General features: G+C 36.9%; 28 protein-coding genes. All 28 read right to left on the bottom strand.

Going from position 1 to position 17,980, the window contains the following annotated elements:
• Positions 1 to 414: 414 nt before the first annotated feature.
• Positions 415 to 1,302, bottom strand: coding sequence for a polyprenyl synthetase family protein (locus AC6I1H_RS18265; RefSeq protein WP_497738928.1), 888 nt, complete (start codon positions 1,300 to 1,302; stop codon positions 415 to 417).
• 1 nt (position 1,303) lies between these two features.
• Positions 1,304 to 1,534 (bottom strand): exodeoxyribonuclease VII small subunit, encoded by a 231-nt coding sequence (gene xseB, locus AC6I1H_RS18260; RefSeq protein ID WP_497738927.1) that lies wholly within the window; start codon positions 1,532 to 1,534, stop codon positions 1,304 to 1,306.
• Entirely contained in the window at positions 1,531 to 2,748 is a 1,218-nt protein-coding gene (gene xseA / locus AC6I1H_RS18255) for an exodeoxyribonuclease VII large subunit (protein ID WP_497738926.1), read from the bottom strand. The genes xseB and xseA overlap by 4 nt, the downstream gene beginning before the upstream one ends.
• Positions 2,749 to 2,765: 17 nt before the next feature.
• Entirely contained in the window at positions 2,766 to 3,179 is a 414-nt protein-coding gene (gene nusB, locus AC6I1H_RS18250; RefSeq protein ID WP_497738924.1) for a transcription antitermination factor NusB, read from the bottom strand.
• Between the two features lie 4 nt (positions 3,180 to 3,183).
• A complete protein-coding gene (locus AC6I1H_RS18245) occupies positions 3,184 to 3,405 on the bottom strand; it encodes a DUF2273 domain-containing protein (protein ID WP_497738923.1) in 222 nt (73 codons plus the stop codon).
• A gap of 11 nt (positions 3,406 to 3,416) precedes the next feature.
• Positions 3,417 to 3,953 carry an alkaline shock response membrane anchor protein AmaP gene (amaP, locus tag AC6I1H_RS18240; protein ID WP_497738922.1) on the bottom strand — a complete coding sequence of 179 codons (537 nt, stop codon included), beginning with the start codon at positions 3,951 to 3,953 and terminating at the stop codon, positions 3,417 to 3,419.
• A gap of 52 nt (positions 3,954 to 4,005) precedes the next feature.
• Positions 4,006 to 4,398 (bottom strand): Asp23/Gls24 family envelope stress response protein, encoded by a 393-nt coding sequence (locus AC6I1H_RS18235; RefSeq protein ID WP_497738921.1) that lies wholly within the window; start codon positions 4,396 to 4,398, stop codon positions 4,006 to 4,008.
• A gap of 83 nt (positions 4,399 to 4,481) precedes the next feature.
• A complete protein-coding gene (locus tag AC6I1H_RS18230) occupies positions 4,482 to 5,039 on the bottom strand; it encodes a SpoIIIAH-like family protein (RefSeq protein WP_497738920.1) in 558 nt (185 codons plus the stop codon).
• A gap of 19 nt (positions 5,040 to 5,058) precedes the next feature.
• The gene (locus AC6I1H_RS18225; protein ID WP_497738919.1) at positions 5,059 to 5,652 is read right to left on the bottom strand and encodes a SpoIIIAG-related protein; all 594 of its coding nucleotides are present in this window, start codon (positions 5,650 to 5,652) and stop codon (positions 5,059 to 5,061) included.
• The gene (gene spoIIIAF, locus AC6I1H_RS18220) at positions 5,652 to 6,281 is read right to left on the bottom strand and encodes a stage III sporulation protein AF (RefSeq protein WP_497738918.1); all 630 of its coding nucleotides are present in this window, start codon (positions 6,279 to 6,281) and stop codon (positions 5,652 to 5,654) included. Before spoIIIAF ends, AC6I1H_RS18225 begins: the two co-directional genes overlap by 1 nt.
• A gap of 6 nt (positions 6,282 to 6,287) precedes the next feature.
• Positions 6,288 to 7,457 (bottom strand): stage III sporulation protein AE, encoded by a 1,170-nt coding sequence (spoIIIAE, locus tag AC6I1H_RS18215; RefSeq protein ID WP_497738917.1) that lies wholly within the window; start codon positions 7,455 to 7,457, stop codon positions 6,288 to 6,290.
• 15 nt (positions 7,458 to 7,472) lie between these two features.
• Complete coding sequence (spoIIIAD, locus tag AC6I1H_RS18210) at positions 7,473 to 7,859, bottom strand: stage III sporulation protein AD (protein ID WP_497738916.1); 387 nt, start codon at positions 7,857 to 7,859, stop codon at positions 7,473 to 7,475.
• Between the two features lie 12 nt (positions 7,860 to 7,871).
• A complete protein-coding gene (gene spoIIIAC, locus AC6I1H_RS18205) occupies positions 7,872 to 8,069 on the bottom strand; it encodes a stage III sporulation protein AC (protein WP_120765550.1) in 198 nt (65 codons plus the stop codon).
• Positions 8,070 to 8,087: 18 nt separating this feature from the next.
• Positions 8,088 to 8,609, bottom strand: coding sequence for a stage III sporulation protein SpoIIIAB (spoIIIAB, locus tag AC6I1H_RS18200; RefSeq protein WP_497738915.1), 522 nt, complete (start codon positions 8,607 to 8,609; stop codon positions 8,088 to 8,090).
• Positions 8,599 to 9,627, bottom strand: a complete 1,029-nt coding sequence (gene spoIIIAA / locus AC6I1H_RS18195) for a stage III sporulation protein AA (protein WP_497738914.1) — start codon at positions 9,625 to 9,627, stop codon at positions 8,599 to 8,601. Before spoIIIAA ends, spoIIIAB begins: the two co-directional genes overlap by 11 nt.
• A 102-nt stretch (positions 9,628 to 9,729) precedes the next feature.
• Positions 9,730 to 10,188 (bottom strand): CD1247 N-terminal domain-containing protein, encoded by a 459-nt coding sequence (locus AC6I1H_RS18190; protein WP_497738913.1) that lies wholly within the window; start codon positions 10,186 to 10,188, stop codon positions 9,730 to 9,732.
• Between the two features lie 19 nt (positions 10,189 to 10,207).
• The gene (gene efp, locus AC6I1H_RS18185; RefSeq protein WP_497738912.1) at positions 10,208 to 10,765 is read right to left on the bottom strand and encodes an elongation factor P; all 558 of its coding nucleotides are present in this window, start codon (positions 10,763 to 10,765) and stop codon (positions 10,208 to 10,210) included.
• Between the two features lie 244 nt (positions 10,766 to 11,009).
• Complete coding sequence (gene aroQ / locus AC6I1H_RS18180; protein ID WP_497738911.1) at positions 11,010 to 11,456, bottom strand: type II 3-dehydroquinate dehydratase; 447 nt, start codon at positions 11,454 to 11,456, stop codon at positions 11,010 to 11,012.
• 92 nt (positions 11,457 to 11,548) lie between these two features.
• Positions 11,549 to 12,073, bottom strand: coding sequence for a shikimate kinase (locus AC6I1H_RS18175; protein ID WP_497738910.1), 525 nt, complete (start codon positions 12,071 to 12,073; stop codon positions 11,549 to 11,551).
• A gap of 28 nt (positions 12,074 to 12,101) precedes the next feature.
• Positions 12,102 to 13,034 (bottom strand): type IV pilus inner membrane component PilO, encoded by a 933-nt coding sequence (locus AC6I1H_RS18170; protein ID WP_497738909.1) that lies wholly within the window; start codon positions 13,032 to 13,034, stop codon positions 12,102 to 12,104.
• The gene (locus tag AC6I1H_RS18165; RefSeq protein ID WP_497738908.1) at positions 13,021 to 13,578 is read right to left on the bottom strand and encodes a PilN domain-containing protein; all 558 of its coding nucleotides are present in this window, start codon (positions 13,576 to 13,578) and stop codon (positions 13,021 to 13,023) included. The genes AC6I1H_RS18170 and AC6I1H_RS18165 overlap by 14 nt, the downstream gene beginning before the upstream one ends.
• A gap of 2 nt (positions 13,579 to 13,580) precedes the next feature.
• Positions 13,581 to 14,642, bottom strand: a complete 1,062-nt coding sequence (gene pilM / locus AC6I1H_RS18160) for a type IV pilus assembly protein PilM (RefSeq protein ID WP_497738907.1) — start codon at positions 14,640 to 14,642, stop codon at positions 13,581 to 13,583.
• A 12-nt stretch (positions 14,643 to 14,654) separates the two neighbouring features.
• Positions 14,655 to 14,927, bottom strand: a complete 273-nt coding sequence (locus AC6I1H_RS18155) for a late competence development ComFB family protein (protein ID WP_497738906.1) — start codon at positions 14,925 to 14,927, stop codon at positions 14,655 to 14,657.
• A gap of 13 nt (positions 14,928 to 14,940) precedes the next feature.
• Complete coding sequence (locus AC6I1H_RS18150; RefSeq protein WP_497738905.1) at positions 14,941 to 15,444, bottom strand: pilus assembly PilX N-terminal domain-containing protein; 504 nt, start codon at positions 15,442 to 15,444, stop codon at positions 14,941 to 14,943.
• Positions 15,431 to 15,910, bottom strand: a complete 480-nt coding sequence (locus AC6I1H_RS18145; RefSeq protein WP_497738904.1) for a PilW family protein — start codon at positions 15,908 to 15,910, stop codon at positions 15,431 to 15,433. Before AC6I1H_RS18145 ends, AC6I1H_RS18150 begins: the two co-directional genes overlap by 14 nt.
• Before the next feature lie 20 nt (positions 15,911 to 15,930).
• On the bottom strand, positions 15,931 to 16,704 hold the full coding sequence (locus AC6I1H_RS18140) for a type IV pilus modification PilV family protein (RefSeq protein ID WP_497738903.1): 774 nt from the start codon (positions 16,702 to 16,704) through the stop codon (positions 15,931 to 15,933).
• Positions 16,705 to 16,717: 13 nt separating this feature from the next.
• The gene (locus AC6I1H_RS18135) at positions 16,718 to 17,164 is read right to left on the bottom strand and encodes a prepilin-type N-terminal cleavage/methylation domain-containing protein (RefSeq protein WP_497738902.1); all 447 of its coding nucleotides are present in this window, start codon (positions 17,162 to 17,164) and stop codon (positions 16,718 to 16,720) included.
• 15 nt (positions 17,165 to 17,179) lie between these two features.
• Positions 17,180 to 17,920 (bottom strand): prepilin peptidase, encoded by a 741-nt coding sequence (locus AC6I1H_RS18130; protein WP_497738901.1) that lies wholly within the window; start codon positions 17,918 to 17,920, stop codon positions 17,180 to 17,182.
• Positions 17,921 to 17,980: the final 60 nt, after the last annotated feature.

Raw genomic sequence — 17,980 nt, 5'->3', positions numbered from 1 at the left:
CTACACTGCACCCAACATGTAATCGAATGCAGGTTCACACCCCAAGCCATAACTTATAAAATCTTTTCAGTTACAAACTTGGGTCTCCACGGAAGTAGGGTCAACGCCCACATGCCATTGTAGATCGCCCCATCTTCCTTACTCCCAGCACCAACCCCCGACTGGGCGTCGGCAGCCAGCACCAGGAACTTCATCGATGTGCCCTTGACGGATTTTTAGCCCCGCCTTCAGGGAAGCGATTTTGACTAGAATACTGTACCACCTGTTTTTCGATTCGAAATTTATTATATCATAAAAAAAAATTACCTTCAAACCGATAATAAGCCCCTATTAACCAAAAAGAGAGGCTTACAAACATATAACCTGCTTATAAAAACGTAGTGCACAAATACTGGATTATGATTTATGCAACGCCTAATAACGTCTTTCTTTTAAAAAGTCTACCAGCTGAATAAAAAACCAACTGTCATTAAACGATGATATCAGTTCTTTGGCTTCCCTACAGAGTTTTTCAACCATTCGAAGTGATTCTTCGTAACCAAATAATGAAGGAAATGTATTCTTATAATTCTTAGCATCACTGCCAATCTGTTTTCCAAGTAATTTTTCATCACCATTTATATCTAGTATATCGTCAATTATCTGGAATATTAAACCGATTTTGTCTCCATAATCATCTATTGCTTTTAAATCTCGCTCCGAAGCTTCGGCAAGTCTGGCGCCTGACCATAGTGACGCTCGTATCAGGCAACCGGTTTTGTGCCTGTCAATATAGAGCAATGTTTCCTTATCTATGTCCATACCTGAAGTATCAATATCAACAGTCTGGCCTCCGACCATTCCCAGACTTCCGGCATCTTTCGAAATTCTTTCAATGACGTCGATTACAGCTTGCAAAGATATGCCGTCAATTGTGGAGTTTCTTGCTATAATGGAAAAGGCATTGGTCAAAAGAGCATCTCCTGCGAGCAGCGCCACAGCTTCTCCAAAAACCTTATGACACGTAGGCTTTCCACGCCGTAAATCATCGTTATCCATTACCGGCAGATCGTCATGTATAAGGGAATATGTATGTATCATTTCTATACCGCATGCTGTGGGAATTACTTTTTCAAATGATAAACCAAAAAGTTTTGCACTCTCCATGACCAATATAGGCCTTAATCTTTTTCCTCCGGCCATAGCACTGTAACGCATCGCTTGATGCAATTTTTTCGGAAAATCTTCCCGGGGTAAATAAAAGTCAAGAGCTGCATCCACTATTTCCGCTCTTTGTTTAAGTAATTTTTGAAATTCATCCAATTTATTCCAAGCCTCCATTAAATTCCTTTAAAGATATGTTTCCATTCAGGTCTTTAACAAGTACTTCGATTTTCCCTTCGGCTTCGTCTAGTATCTTTGAACATATTTTCGTAAGTTTTATTCCTTCCTCAAAGAGAGTCAGCGCTTCCTCCAGTGTCAGATCGCCCTTTTCGAGCCTGGCTGTAATTACTTCCAGTTTGTTAATGGCATCTTCATATTTATAACCTGTCAATTTCCATCACCCTTCCCTTCTCGGTCTTTGATCTTGCATATAAGTCTGCCATCCGAAAGAGTCACAAAAACCATATCTCCAATATTTACGTCATCTATTCTTCTAATTATTTTTAAATTGCTGCTATTCTGGCAGATACTATATCCCCTTTGAAGCACCGAAAGGGGATTCAAGACCTGAAGCTTATCTACTTTATTTTTAAATTTCAATTTTTTGTCATCCAAAAGGATTCCCATATTTCTAAAAAGCTCACGCAGTTGCTTGTCCAGGCCCAGTCTGTAATTTGAAATTATGTTTTTGGCCCTGGTAAAAGTTGAAGATCTTCGTAGATATTCCAATTTTTGCCTTTTTAAATTAACATTATGGATAGCTGCATTAATCAGACGGTTCTTCAGCTGTCTCATTTCATCTCGCAATATATTTCTTTCTGGCACCACCATTTCTCCTGCAGCGGACGGTGTAGGAGCCCTTTTATCGGCTACAAAATCTGCTATTGTAAAATCGGTTTCATGGCCGACCGCCGATATTATCGGAATTTTTGAACCATATATGGATCTGGCTACTTTCTCCTCGTTAAAAGCCCACAGCTCCTCAATAGACCCCCCGCCCCTCGCCACTATAATAACTTCGACTCCTTCGAGGTTATTTAAATCGCAAATAGCGGAACATATCCTATCGGCTGCATCCTTTCCCTGGACCAGAGTTGGAGCAATAACTATATTTACGCTTGGATACCTTCTCCTTATTACCGTGAGCAAATCCCTTACCGCCGCTCCGGTAAGTGAAGTAACCAGACCTATTTTACGAGGTAGAAATGGAATAGGCCTTTTTCTCTCAACATTAAAAAGTCCTTCTTTTTCAAGCTTAGCCTTTAACTTTTCAAAAGCAATATGCAAATCTCCAATACCATCGGGTTCCATATCTTCAACATATAGCTGATACTCACCTGTTTTATCAAAAACGCTTATTCTGCCGAAAGCTATAACTTTCATACCGTTTTTCGGAATAAAGTGTAGTAGAATATTGCTGCTTTTAAACATAATACACCGGATTTGAGACTTTTCATCTTTTAAAGTAAAATACATATGACCGGATATGTGGTGCTTAAAATTAGAGATTTCTCCTCTTATATATATCCTCTGAAGTAAATCATTGGATTCCATTAAGTTTTTAATTATCAGAGTCACTTCACTGACGCTGAAAATAGTTTCCAATACTTTCCCCCCGAAGTTTATCCTTTTTTCTCTTCTTTTATCACGCTGCCCAGCAAACCGTTAATATACTTATAAGACTTTTCATCGCAGTATTTTTTGGCCATATCAACCGCTTCATTAATAGAAACGCTGTCAGGGATATCTTCGCAAAAAAGTATTTCATAAATCGCCAACCTGAGAATATTTCTATCGGTGCTGGCGATTCTGTCCAGATCCCATGCGGATGAATATTTTTGAATAATTTTATCTATTATATCAAGATTATCAATGGTCCCTCTGACCTCTTTGAAAATAAAATCCTGTTGTTCCCTGTCAAGATATTTTGACAATACTATATCCGCCGCTTCTTCAATAGTGTTTTTACCTTCATGGATGGCATATAGCATTTTAAACGCCATTTCTCTTGCCGTTCTTCTGCTCAAAAAAAGCACTCTCCTACCTAACCCCTGGAGGTAAAATTTTATCCAGGTAATCTCTTAAATTCATCTTATTGTCAAATAATTTGCCGACAAAATATCCGACAGCGGCGGAAAACACAATAAATAAGGTTTTAAGAAATCCGAAGACCAATATTATTATACCGATTATGAGGCCCAGTATAGCTCCCAGAATTTTCCCTTTATGTTTCTGTAAATTATCATAGGAAAAAAAATCCACTTTATTCCTCCCTATTTTACTATCCGCTGTTTATATGGATTAAAAATGTTATCAACTCTTACATTAACATCGTTTACCGTTATTCCGGCCGTAGTTTCTATATAATTTTTTATCGATTTCTGAAGTGTGGAGGATAATTCAGGTATAACAATATCATAATTTACCACTAGCTTCAGCAAGACTGAAATTCCGTTTGCTTTTTTTTTGATTTGCACCTTTACATCCTTAACATTTTCTATATCGCGGGTTATTTTCAAAATGAGATTTTCTATGGCATTCAGAGAAATGCTGATATTGCCAAGCTCTCCATTACAAATCACAGTCTCCGGAAAATGCTGTACTTTTAAACCGGATAGAAGAAACCTTAAACTTACGAGCATGACAGCCAATCCCACCGCTCCCGCTTCCCACCGTCCATACGCTATAGCAAGCCTCGTCCAAAGATCATCCAAAGAAATCAAGCGGGCGGAAAAAAGAACGACTATTATTGAGGCTAATGCTACAAACATGGTATAAATAGTTAAAATAATTCTGTCTAATATGTTCATTTTCAAACTCCTTTCAAAGGAAATTAACCCCCTGAACCATCAGGGGGCATTATCATTTAACCCTGCTTTCTTCCTCTTTCACCGTCTGGCCGAAATTTACGCCTTGTACATGAATATTTACTTCTATTACCGAAAGACCTGTCATATTTTCTATCGCTTTTTTTACATTTTCCTGGACATTCCATGCTACTTCAGGTATGCGGACGCCGTAATTAACTATTATGTACAGGTCCACTGCGGCTTCTTTTTCCCCAACCTCAACTTTAACTCCTTTTGAAAGGTTTTTACGACCTAAAATCTCTGCAATGCCACCCACTATACCGCCGCTCATGCCTGCCACCCCTTCCACTTCAGTGGCGGCAAGACCAGCAATAATACCGACTACTTCATCTGCTATTTTTATAGAACCTTTATCACTGGTATTTTCAATTTTATCATTTTCCATTCTCTACCCCTCCAAGTAAACTATGCCTTTTGCTATTATTATAACAAAAAAAGAAATGCATTACAATAAATTCCTTTATTCTTTTATTTTCTCTCAATAATTGTAATTTTATCTATAGGTATATTCGTTGTTTTTGTTACTATATCAGTGATTTGGGCAATTTGTTTGGGCAAAAGTCCTGATGCCTTTATCACCACATTTGCATAATCATTGGAAATAAATATAACCGCATCTTCAAAACCTTTGGCCTTAATTAAGTTTTCCACCATCATTTCCTTCTCCACTCTTTGCGATAGGACAATGAGGTCCTTTTGAGCCTGGTCCCTGGATTCACTGGAAGCGTTGGCATTGTTTATTAGTTCCCTTAAATAATCTGCTTCCTGGCTTCTGAGGCGGTCTCTTTCAAGTTTGTAATCTATGAAAAAATCACTTTGATTTTCTTTTTTATCCAGCGCTGTTCCGGGGGCGCTTTTTTGTGGTAACTGTGTTTGAGATATTACTTTTTCCGCATCAGAGGATGTAGAATTTTTTTCATATACTACCTTTGGAAAATTGCCTGAAAACATCATATACACCGAGAGCAGAAAAATAGAAGTAAATAATATTATCAGAAGCGTCCTCTTTCTTAATAAAAATGCCATTTTTTCCCCTCCTAAAAACTTATCTTGGCAACACTTTGATTTTATAAACAGGAATATCCAACACGGTAGCCGTTGCTCTTGTAACCTGCTCGACTATTCTGGATGAAGAAGCACCATCGGCTACGATAAGCACTCCTTTTATCGCAGGCGTGGACTTTTTAATTAACAGAGGTTCATCTTCCCCTCCTTTTTGAAGCACAACCACCTGCCTGTTTGATTGTGTTTCAATTGTTGATCTGATCCCTCCTTCACTATCTTTTTCTTCAGAGGTTTTTTGATTGTTGATGGTATTATAAGCCGGTTCTACCATTACATCATTCTCCAGCGTAATCATTATACTTACGTCTCCGACGTCACTGACCTTTTTTAGAACCTCAGCCAGGTGTTTCTCCAGTCTATCTTCATAGGATTGCTCTGAGATATTCGGAACGTCCGCAATACCTCTGTTTTCGTTATTTGTTAATTCTTGGGATTGTTTTAAAGGCCCAACGATTTTAGAAAGTGACAGGAATAAAAATCCAATGGCAAAAATAATCATCAGATTAAAAATCACTTTGTTTCTTGAATTTCCGAGCCACCTGAAGAGAACTTTTATATTTTGCTGTTCTTCCATTAATCTCCCTCCAGTTGTAATTGAATATTTTTTTCAGGAATATCAAATTTCTCTTTCAGATATTTTTTTAATTCAAGAAGAGCGTTTTTATAATTTGCAAAATTAACATTGTTTTCGATTTTATTTGTGTCAAATCCATTGATTTTGACGGAAACCTTTTGAATACTTTCTTTGTTTTTTACTATTCCAGATGCAGGCTTCAGTAATATGTATATGTTTTCTATTTTACCGAAATCACTTATTTCGTTTTGTTCTATAATCTTCAGGTCAATGTCTTTTACTTCAAATGTACTTTTTTCATTTATATGATTTTTTATTAAAGATATAAGGTTGTTTTTATATTGTTTTACAATCAGTTCGTTGTTAATATTATTAATGTTTTCGACTCTTTTATTAACTTCTTCAAGGTTTACCATTTGCGTATTGTAATTAATCTGAGATTCACTGAAGAAGTTTTCTTTATGAAAGAAAGCCAGCATGGGATTTATAATTGCTATCATTACGACAAGTCCCAACAAAACCCTTGCGTACCGTAAATACTTATCGCTGGGTAACAGGAAGTCTACAACTGTAGTGAATATAACTATAAGTATTATTTGCTTGACCCATGAACTAAGAATGTTCAGCATGCATGGTCACCTCATCATAACAGTGATATTACTAACAGTCAATATTACTGTTATGGCTACAAAAAACATCATGGCTACGGAAGCCACCGAAATGAAAATCAACATCAACGAATTTGCCATATCATTCAAACACCTGACCATTGTTTCTTCTCCCAGGGGTTGTATAATGGCGCCTGCCAGTTTATATATAATTATTAAAGAAAGTATTTTTAAGACCGGAAAAATTGCGATTAACAATACTATGAGCATTCCGGCAAAGCCTATGGCGTTTTTTAAAATCAACGAACAACTGACTATTGTATCAACCGTATCGGAAAAGATTCCGCCTACAATGGGAATGAAATTTTTTGAAGCAAACTTAGCTGTCCTGACAGCCACACCATCGATGGTAGCCGAAGCCGCTCCTTTAACTATAAGAATCCCGAGGAAGACGCTTAGAAAAAGCCCCAACAAAAAAACACAAATCTGCTTTAAAAATGAAGCCAATAAAGAAACATGAAACCTATCAGAAAAGCTGTTGATCAGGCCCAGAACTGCCGTGAAAAAAATAACGGGCAGAATGATATCTTTTATCCATGTACACGCGGCCGATGCTCCTATAAAAATGAGCGGATTTAACACGGCCACCGAGGTAATTCCTCCTATTGACGCAAGCAGAGCAAATATGGTAGGCATCAAAGCCTGTATAAAGCTCACCATTTGTTCTATTGTTTCCTTGCCAACTCTAACGGCCATAGAAAAACTTTGAATCGCTATAACCGCCAGTATGAGATATATGACGCTGTATGTGACTTTTCCCACGTTGTCGTTTTCAAAAGCACTGTTTATATTCCTCAAAACGGCACAGATTATTGAAAGGGCTATAAGCTTGCCTAGAAGCCTGTAACTGACTGAAATCTCTCTTAAAACATATTTAACAACACCATTGACCATTTGCCCAAAATCGTATCCCTGCCGACCGCGCATAATTTTTATCATATCTTTTAATTCATACTGCGGAATATAGTCGTCATATGTTTTATTGATTTTATCTAAAAATGAATTTATATCACCAAAATCCATATTTTGTAATTGTTCATCTATTATATCTTCTATTATATATTCGGCCATAGCCGGCCGCAAAAAACAAAACATTGTAAATATCAAGAACAAAATAATTAAAACATATTTTTTCAATAAACTTCTCCCCTTTCAGGGAAGTATTTTAAGAAGCAGGTCTAAGACTGCCATTAAAATGGGCAGCGATAATAACAATATCATTATTTTTGCTGCAAATTCGATTTTTGAAGCCGTAGAAGAGGACCCGGCATCTCTGCATATCTGAGCTCCAAATTCCGCTATATAAGCTATACCAACAATTTTTAACACTTCCGACATGTATATCATATCAATACTTGCCTTCTGAGCCAGACTTTTTAAAACATCCACCACCGATATGATTTTTCCGAGCATGAGTAAAAAAATGATGGCACCTATCACGATACTGATTTGAAGTGCAATTTCCGGCTTGTCTTCCTTAAGAAGGACTATAAGAATTGTAGCCACAAGCCCCATACCGACTATTTGGATGATTTCCATTTAATAATCCCCCTAATACAACTGGAACATAGTCTTTACATTTGAAAAGAGTTGGCTTATGAGCTGAATGACCATCATTAGAACAATTACGACTCCGACAAGCGTTGTCATTTGCGCCTGTTCTTTTCTTCCAGCTTCATCCAGTACTTTGCTCAAAATTGATATGACTATTCCTATTCCTGCTATCTTAAACAGAATATCTACATCCAATTTCAACACTCCTTCAGTCTAGTATAATAATAAGAACACCATTATTCCCGATAAAACTCCAAGATATTTCCACATTTTTTCATTTTTTTGTTTTTCTTCCATAGCATAAACTTCCTGCTGTCTCAACTGAGCAAGAGTCAACTTTATATTTTTTATCTGATCCTGTATATCTGTGACTCCTAAATATTTCCCAAAGTTTGTTAAAATTTCAATATCCACAGTAATTAAGCTTGAATCCGGAGAAAAATCCGCCAACGCCTTTTCCCATGCCTCACTCGCCGTAAGGCCTGACCTTTCGGAAATATATTTCATAGCATTCAAAAAAAGTTTCGAAACCTCCTTGTCACTTTTTTGGGCAATATTTCTCAGAGCTTCCGGCAGTGGGGAATGACCGTAATTAATCTCGGTTTCCAGCATGGAAATTGCTGTTTGAAGGTTTCTTAATATTTTTGGCCTAGTCTGATAATATCCTGCCATTAGAAAACCTATCATGCTACAGGAAATAATGACCATTAATCCTCCTGCCAATTTAAACAACATTTGAAACCACCTTTCCATTCTTATTTTCATAAATTTTTATAAAGCTCTCGCCATCGATAACTGTTTCCAGACTTCCAACGCCGTAACTGAAACCCAAAACAATGTATCTTTTAAAAAGACGGCCATATATCAATTTCTGTATCGCGGGTCTTTTCTTTATATCTTCTATATCGTTTCCATGGATGGTGGTTATAATAGTAACTCCGGCATTTATAGTTTCTTCAATAGCCTTTACATCTTCCGCTTTTCCAATTTCATCTGTGGCTATTATATCGGGAGACATAGACCTTAAAAGCATCATTATGCCCTGAGCCTTGGGACATGCATCCAGAACATCGGTTCTGAGTCCAACATCATTTTGCGGAACTCCATTGTGGCAGCAAGCAATTTCACAGCGTTCATCGACAAGCCCTACTTTAAACCCCTTTATGTGCAGCCTTTCTACTCCTGAACTCAACTGCCTAATTAAATCTCTCAACAAAGTGGTTTTACCTGCTCCAGGAGGTGACAGTATAAGGGTATTGTATATTCCAAATTTTCCATCAACAAGATAAGGAAGCACTTTATCTGCCGCTCCAATTATTTCCCGTGCTATCCTGATATTAAAAGAAGTTATGGATTTTATGGTTTTAACCGTGCCGCCTTCGAGGAGCACTCTTCCCGCAATACCGACCCGATGGCCTCCCGGAAGTGTTATATATCCATTTTTCAATTCATCTTCCACTGCATAAATTGAGCCCTGGCATATTAGTTGAAATGTTTTATCTATATCATCATTTGATACAATATAAACATTTTCGTATTTATCCGTCAGTCTTCCATCGTGGGTCACCATAAAATCCCGTCCGCCAATGCTCAGCATAAGGGGTTTTAAACGCCTTAATCTTATCTCCTCTGGAAAATCTATGTAATTGTCTGTAATGATTTTCAGCAGTTGTCTTAAAGGAAAACATAGAAATGGATAAATCTCCAGTTCCAGAAGTTCACCAATTTTTTTATTTTTGGTTATGTTTTCCATATTCTTGTCCTCCCTTTTTATAAATTTATATTTAATTATTTTCTCTATTATGACTTGGTACAAAAAAAAAGAGGGCTTTTATATAAACCCTCTTTTCCAGAGTTAATCAGAATCCTTTTCCGCTCGATGCACATCTATTATTACTTTACAGTTTGGGCACTCTGCCTTTCCGTCTTGATCCACCAGATTTTCATCGATATAAACCGTCTCATGGCATTTAGGACATTCCACTTCTAAGAAATCTTCATCGTCAAAAACAAGGTCATCGTCATCATAATCTTCTTCGTCGTCGTAGTATTCATCATCGTCATCATAGTCGTCATCATAATCGTCGTCTTCAGTACTGTAGTAATCCTCTTCTAACTCGCCCAGATCCTCATCGATGCTTTCAAGATACTCTTGATTTTCCATTACCGTGTTTTCGAGATCATCCAGCGTTTCCCCCATCTCCATTAAAACATTTATGATTTCCAGCATAAGTTTCTTTTCTTTAGAATCCTCAAGTTCCATACCATCTGCAAGACCTTTTACATAGGAAACTTTTGACTTAAAATCACTCATTTAATTACCTCCTTCTAAATTATACTCTGCTTAAATACTCGCCTGTTCGGGTATCAACTCTGATGATATCGCCTTTATTGATAAAAAGGGGAACCTGCACTACCGCTCCTGTTTCCAGGGTGGCGGGTTTTGAACCTCCGGTTGCAGTGTCGCCCTTAAAACCTGGTTCTGTTTCCACTATCTGAAGTTCCACAAAGGTAGGAAGTTCAATTCCAATGGAAACGCCTTCATAGAACATTACCATAACTTCCATATTTTCTTTTAAATATTTGATGGAATCTCCTAACTGGTCCTTGTTCAAAGGTATCTGCTCAAAGGTTTGTGTATCCATAAAATAATAGGTATCTCCGCTTTGATACAGGTACTGCATGGTTTTCCTCTCTATAATTGCACGGTTGAGTTTTTCGCCCGCTCTAAAGGTTCTTTCAAAAACTTGCCCGGTCTTAACGTTCTTTATCTTGGTCCTTACAAAAGCGGCTCCTTTACCGGGTTTAACATGCTGAAAATCCACTATCATGAATACATCTCCATCAATTTCTACGGTCACGCCTGTTCTTAAATCGTTTGTAGATATCATGCCAAAATACCTCCCAATATATGCTAATTGAAAACAATTAAATGTTTGTCGGATTTGGTCAAATTATCACAACCGTCACGAGTTACAACTACCATATCCTCTATCCTTACACCGTCATAATTTTATATGTATATGCCCTGCTCTTTGGCTACCCTATCTACATCTTTCCCTAAAAGTCCCGATTTTATATACTCAAATGCTTTTCCCAAAGCTTGCAGAACTATATTATCCTTTTAGAATTAATTTAAATCCCCTCCTCTTTATTTACGATATTTCTTAATCCCAAAAGTGCGAGGATATATCCCTCAGGCCCTAAACCTGCGATGATACCTCTTGCGCTCTGGCCGGTTAAGGTTTTTTTTCTGAAATCTTCTCTGCAAAAAATATTGCTCAAGTGGACTTCTATGGTAGGTATCTGAACAGCTTCCAGTGCATCTCTTATGGCAACACTATAGTGAGTATATCCTCCGGGATTTATGATTATTCCGTCATAGTTGCCCAGGCACTTTTGAATTTCATCTATAATTTCGCCTTCACTGTTCGACTGAAAAAATTCCACGGCAATACCCATTTCCAAGGCTTTATTTTTTATTTTTTCATTAATTTCATTAAGAGAAGATTCGCCATAAATCTTTTTATCTCTTATACCTACGAGGTTCAAATTGGGGCCGTTTATAACTTTTATCTTCATGTTTGACCTCCGCAAAAAAACTCTCAAATTATATTACCATATTTTTCACTTTTTGAACAGGTCAAAAAAAGATTTTTCTACAGAATAAAGTTTCAGAAGAATCTACCGCTTTTTTTATAATAATCCACAATTTGCAATGCTATTGTTTCGATGGATTTTCCGGAAACATCTATACAAAAATCGCAATATTTCTTATAAAGGTCATGCCTTTTGGAATATATACTCTTGATATCCTCAATGCTTTTATTATACGAAAGAGGCCTGTTTCCGTCAGATTGTATCCTTTCATATATCAATTCTACATGAGCTTTAAGCCATACTATCATTCCGGTGCCGCTAAGAACATTGATATTTACGGGGTTTAGAACAATTCCTCCACCCGTAGCCACAACCGTATTTCTTTTGTTTGCCACCCAACTTAAAATCTGGCTTTCCTTTTCTCTAAAAAAGCCTTCTCCAAACTTGGAAAAAATCTCCGGCACATTCATGCCCAGAGATTTTTCTATAAGTAAATCAGTATCTATAAAGTCCATGTTCAAAATTTGAGCAGTTTTTTTACCAACGGAAGTTTTTCCGACACCCATAAAACCTATTAGTATAATGTTGGATTTTTCCACACTTGCTCCTCCTCGCATCTTTTCGACTTTATTTACCGCTATCGTTTTTTTTGGCATCCTCCAAAATCAATTTGAGGAACCTTTCCATAAAATCTGTCACATTATCCTGCGTTTGTGTACTTGAAGGCGCATTGGTCGGATTTATACTATTTGTTTTTGAATTTGATACATTTTGTGAAGATGCGCTGGATTCCGGCATATTTGAGGAAGCGGGCTTACTGTTTATAGTCTGAAGCGATTTAAACGGATTTTGCCTGCCGTAATTATTACTCATAAAATCATATGTTAAAGGTTCAGCCATAAGCTTTTGATCAAATTTTACAGCATAAGCGCATATCTCAAGTTGCATTTCAAGGTTATCTCCCGTGTCTCCTTGCTTTTTGTTCAAGGTGATATTTTTTATAATGAACAACCTTTTGAATTTTTCCATAGCGTTCAAAAAGGAAATAACATTATTATACGAGCCTTCTATATTCAACTTTATTGGTATCTCTACATAATCATGTCTATTTATTATATTATCTTGATTTCCTTGGGATTTTGTCTGGCCTTCTTCCAGCTGTAATCTCCCATTGTTATTTCCGTAATTTTCGTCATTTCCGTTATTACCCTTATTCTCCTGTGAAGCGCTTTCGAAAATAATCCCTTTCAATTTCACACCTGCACTTTTTGCAAGACTTTCAAGTTGTGTAATGATTTCGGGCACTTTTTTGCCGGAAGGTATGATCATTTCCAGTTCGGCGATTTGTTTTTTGGTTTTTTCAATCTCTTTAATTAAAGAATCGATGTCGTTTTTATCTTTTTGTAAGTTCAAAAGTTGCTGTTGATTTATGTTCATCTCTTTTTTAAGGAAAAGATATCTGTCAATGATATTTGAAAGAAAAAAATTATAATAGATATAAACAGCTAACCCGACCAGGGCAATCGCTAAAAGGTTGCTCTCTCTTTTACTTAGCTTCATTCTTATCACTTCCATTTACGATAACGCATTTGATTTCAAAACCATATAAACCATTTTCCTGCTCGGTTATGCTGGACGGTTCAACTTCAGATACTATATCCATATTCAGCAAATTAACCAGGAATTGGGCTACAAGATTATAATTTTGGGCCTCGCCGGATATCTTCAAGCTGCCGTCTTCTGTATAGTTTATTGAAATCAATTCCATTCCTTCGGGCACTTTTTGGCCTATTTCAGCTATAATTTTCGACCACTCATTACTTTTTGATTTTAAAATATGTATAATTTTTTGCCGTCTGGCTAAATCTTTTTCCAGTTCCTGCGTTATTATCTTGTATTCCGAAATATCTTTCATGTTTATCACTTGATTTTTCACCATTACATTCTCATTCGATAGTTTATTTATTATGAAAAGAGGTACATATACTAAAGCAATAATCAAAAATGCCAGCATTATCATACCTGCGGTTTTTAATCTGTTTAATCTGTTTCGCTGTCTTATATTTCTATACTTTTCGGGCAAAAGATTTATTTCCTCTTTCAATTTCATCTCTCCTCCCGAAAAGCAAGACCCAAAACGTTGCAAAATAAATTTATCATCTTTTCCGGCATATCATTTTGCATTTTCATAGGGAAAACCCCTTTAATGGATAAATTATCTATATTTAACTGCTGGGCAATATATCTTCCGATATTTTTTAAACCACTGCCTCCTCCTATAACTAAAATAGTATCTATTGATTTTTGAGTCATTGATTTATAAAATTCCACCGATTGAAATATATCTTTTAAAAGCAGTTCTACAGTCGGCAATATAGTTGTCATCATTTCCCATGGCATTTTATCTTCAGTCTTCTCATCATCCAAAAAAACTTTCCTATGTGTATTTATATATTTTTCCCCATCTTCCAGCGTCAGATTAAAGGAATTTGCAAGTGCCCGTGCGATTTCTTCGCTTCCTATTTGAATAATGCGAGTAAGAACCGGAACTCCATGTTCAGCAATGGTAATAATAGTGTTTGAAGCCCCTAAGTCTACTAAAACATAATTTTTTTCTCCCATATTATTTAAAAATCTATTGACAAACCGGCAAGCACTGTTGCTGTGAAAATCTACCGCCAGGGGCTTAATATTTAGATTTTCAAGAAGTTCTATGTAATTTTCTACAACACTGTAAGGAACGGCAACTACGAGAGCTTTTAACAACCTCTTTTGAGAATCGTTAGTTTCTTTCCCAAAAATTTTATAATCTATTATATAATCCTTGCTGCTGCCAGGGATGAATTGTTCGGCTTCGTAGCCTATCACATTTTGAAGTTCTCTTTGTTTTAATTTGGGGACATCCACAGTTCTGATGATCATCTCGGGACATGCAAGGGTAAAAGAAGCAAAGGTTGCTTTAATCCTGGTTTTCTCAAAAATTTCTTTGAATTTATCCAGCAGCTTATTTTTATCGAGAATTCTGCCGTTCCTGACACTGTCTGTAGGGGTTTTTTCGATGCCCCAGTCATGTATTACGGGCATGCCTTTATTTTTGCTGTATATAATCCATTTTAAATTATTGCTTCCGATATCTAAACCCAATATTTTATTTCTCGAACTGAACATCTTACACCTCATCTAACAATTCTTGTGTCTGGGATTTTTTGCTACTTGTTGAACAGATTCCATAATTGCAGTAATAACATCTACCCTGAATTGGGTATACATCTCTTCCAACCTGGTATAAAGTTCACCTTTCTCCGAATTCACATAGTGAGGTTTTAATTTGTTTAAAGTCAATGCTGCTATGTCATTCACGCATTCTTCACATTTGCATACACCATCTACATCCTTCAACACAACCGGAAGGTAATAATATACTACATCCTCCATATAATTTTTTAATTTCATTTAACATCGCCTCCTATTTTTTTTGACGCCAGTACAATATCTGAACTTTATTGTCTATTCCCTGGGCTTCATAATCTTCCACCTTGATTTGCGCCTCTATTTCCCTAATCATTCTCTCCACCGATGCATTCGATTTTAAAACTATCCTATAAATTCTTTTATACACCACTGTCCGTTCCTCATCCACATAGATAGTATCGTCAAGCTGTACATTTTCCACTGAAACTGTATAATCACCTCGAACTCCGGTTTTTAAAAGATCTCGGTCATCATCTTCCATCTCCCATGTTTTGGAAATAAGGCCGGGATATATGGTTTCAAGTTCTGCTATGTTATATATGACTTTCTCCAGTCCAGCTTCCGCAAGATAACTTGCCATTAAACTTTCCCTGTACGCCTTTTCCATACGGTATTCGTTCAAAGTCACTGCCAGTATGGAAGTTCCAAGAATCATAAGAACAAGGGTGTATATCATCACCATTACCAGGGCTGAACCGCGTTTATTAATTAACAACATTTACTTTTTTCCCCCTGGCATTTATTCTGAAAACATAATTCCTGCTCGTCACACCTTCTCTAGCTTCGGTTGTAATGGATATCAAAATCAAATTGTTGTAATATTGAAAATGTAAGTCTTCTATATACATGGCTACGGTACTTTTGCTGTCTTCCAACTTAAGTTCCTTTAAAGACGGGTCAAATATATAAGATTTGTCACTTAAATCCGTATCATTATAATGCAATTTTATTTTTCTTCCGCTGGAATAAACATCTACAATATCAGCCATACGAATCTCATTATACAACGTATTCATGGCAATTCTTAAATTTTGCTGGATTTCTAACTGGTTTTCTCCTTTAATCCATGCCTTTACACCAGAGAAATACATAAAACCGGCGGTAATTATAACCACACTGGTCAGTGCAAGAGCAATCAATAGTTCAATCAGTGAAAAACCGTTTTTATTATAGATAGAAGGCATAATAATACACCGCCTATAAATCAACTGAATAAATCCCATATTGACAGCTTAACTCCATAGCGTTTGTAGACTTCATTTTTAAAATAGTCCCATATATTATACCACCTTAAGCCTTCAGGGCGGGTATTGTAAAGATAAACGAGTATATCGTAACAGGCTTTTATCGCATTTATTATATTTCCCAGTTGCGGAACCTTTCTTAAAAGGAGGGGGGGAATTAAAAGCAATATCAATGCCGCACCTAATACGTAGAGCAACTTTTCGAACCAGTTCCAGTAATCCTGTTCATTGTCTCCCGAAGGCGGCGGTTCTCCAGGGCCACCATTATTATTTCCATTTCCATTGCCATTGCCATTATCCCCTCCATCCCCCCCCTGTTGTGGTGGGGACGTGTCTATGGATTGGATGAATACATTGGCAGAATATGAAGCCAGCAACAAACCCTGCGTTATGGCATCCATCCCTTTTTTTGGAGCCACATAAACTTTTATTTTGCTCAAGCTGTTTTTATCAGCGGTTTCAGGAACTGTAACTGCTATTTCCACCCCATACTTTTCCTTGTAATTATAGATTTCCTCTTCTAAGTTTGAGCTGTTTATATCACCCGCTTTGATTCGATCCATGATATCCCTTGCCACCGTAAGGGCTATAATATCACGGTTAGTATTATAATTTATCTGTGCAGAAGATGAAAAAAGTCCTATTACCGGGATTATTGCCATTCCCAATATAGCGAGGGCTATCATAATTTCTACAAGGGTAAAACCGCCTCTAAACAATCTACCCTTTCGCACAGCCAACCTCTCCTCAGTAATAAACTCTAACTCTTCCGGTGGCCGGCAATACTGTTATGGTGCAAATCTTGGTTGTGCCGTAATTTATGTCTATTGTGCCACCGCTAGATGGAGCACCCATTGATGTAAAATGAAAGCGGTTATCCGGAAAGTTCGTAATTATATCGATTCTTTTATCAAAATTAACCCATTTTATTATTTTAGGAAGCGGATTAGCGTCAACTCGTATGCTGTAGAATTTGTTCTTATTGTCGAAAACAATATAACAATTTATTCTTTCTCCAATGGCAATCTGTTGAGCATATCTTATATCCGAGACAAGTTCCATAATAGTCGTGTTCATCCGGGCCTTTGACAGGATAATGCCAAAATTCTGAGCAGCTACGGCGGATATTATGGAAAAAATTGCGAGAACAGCCAGCAATTCCACAAGAGTAAAACCTCTGTTTGTTTTATCCAAAATTATTCTCCCCGGTTATTTAAAATAACTTGGAATAAAAAAATAGCCGCTAAATATTGTTAACATTGCTGCTGTTCCCAGGAATGGCCCAAATGCTATCGTATCTTTCCCGCTTTTTCTTCGAGTGACAAGCAGTATAAAAGCAAAGATGCCTCCCAATATGAATGAAACAAAAAGTGTCAATATCGCTTTTCTCCATCCCAGAAACATGCCTATAACCGCCATCAGCTTCACATCTCCCCCTCCCATTCCCCCTTTTGAAATAATGACGATGAACAATAAAATACCGCTTCCAATCAATGCTCCGGGGATATAATTTTTTAAGAGGTTTTTACTGTCTATGCATGAAAAGATTATCCCTGCCAACAAACCCAGCAGGATTACCTCATCAGGGATAATCTGGCTTTTCGCATCTATAAAACAAATAACAATCAAAATAGAACTCAAAAAACAATATTTTAAAAATAATATCCCAAACCCGAATTTAAATAATAAAAACGTGAACAACAACCCCGTGCCAAGCTCAACCAGAGGATACATCGCAGAAATCTTCTCTTTGCAATAAGCACATTTGCCGCCCAGCAAAAGGAAACTTAAAACAGGCAAGATGTGAATGGGTTTCAATCTCCTGCCGCAGTTAGGACAGTGCGACGGCGGGAAAACTATCGACTCTCCCCGGGGTATTCTGTATATGCATACATTTAAAAAACTGCCTATTATGAGCCCGAAAATGAAAACCGGCAAATAAATCATCATATATTGTATCAGCTACTTTCTCAAATAAAATATAATAGGTTCACAGGGCATAAAATAGCC

The sequence above is a fragment of the Biomaibacter sp. TOL genome, assembly GCF_059717795.1.
The sequence above is the reverse complement of the archived record's forward strand: the minus strand, read 5'-3'. Positions and strand labels throughout refer to the sequence as shown.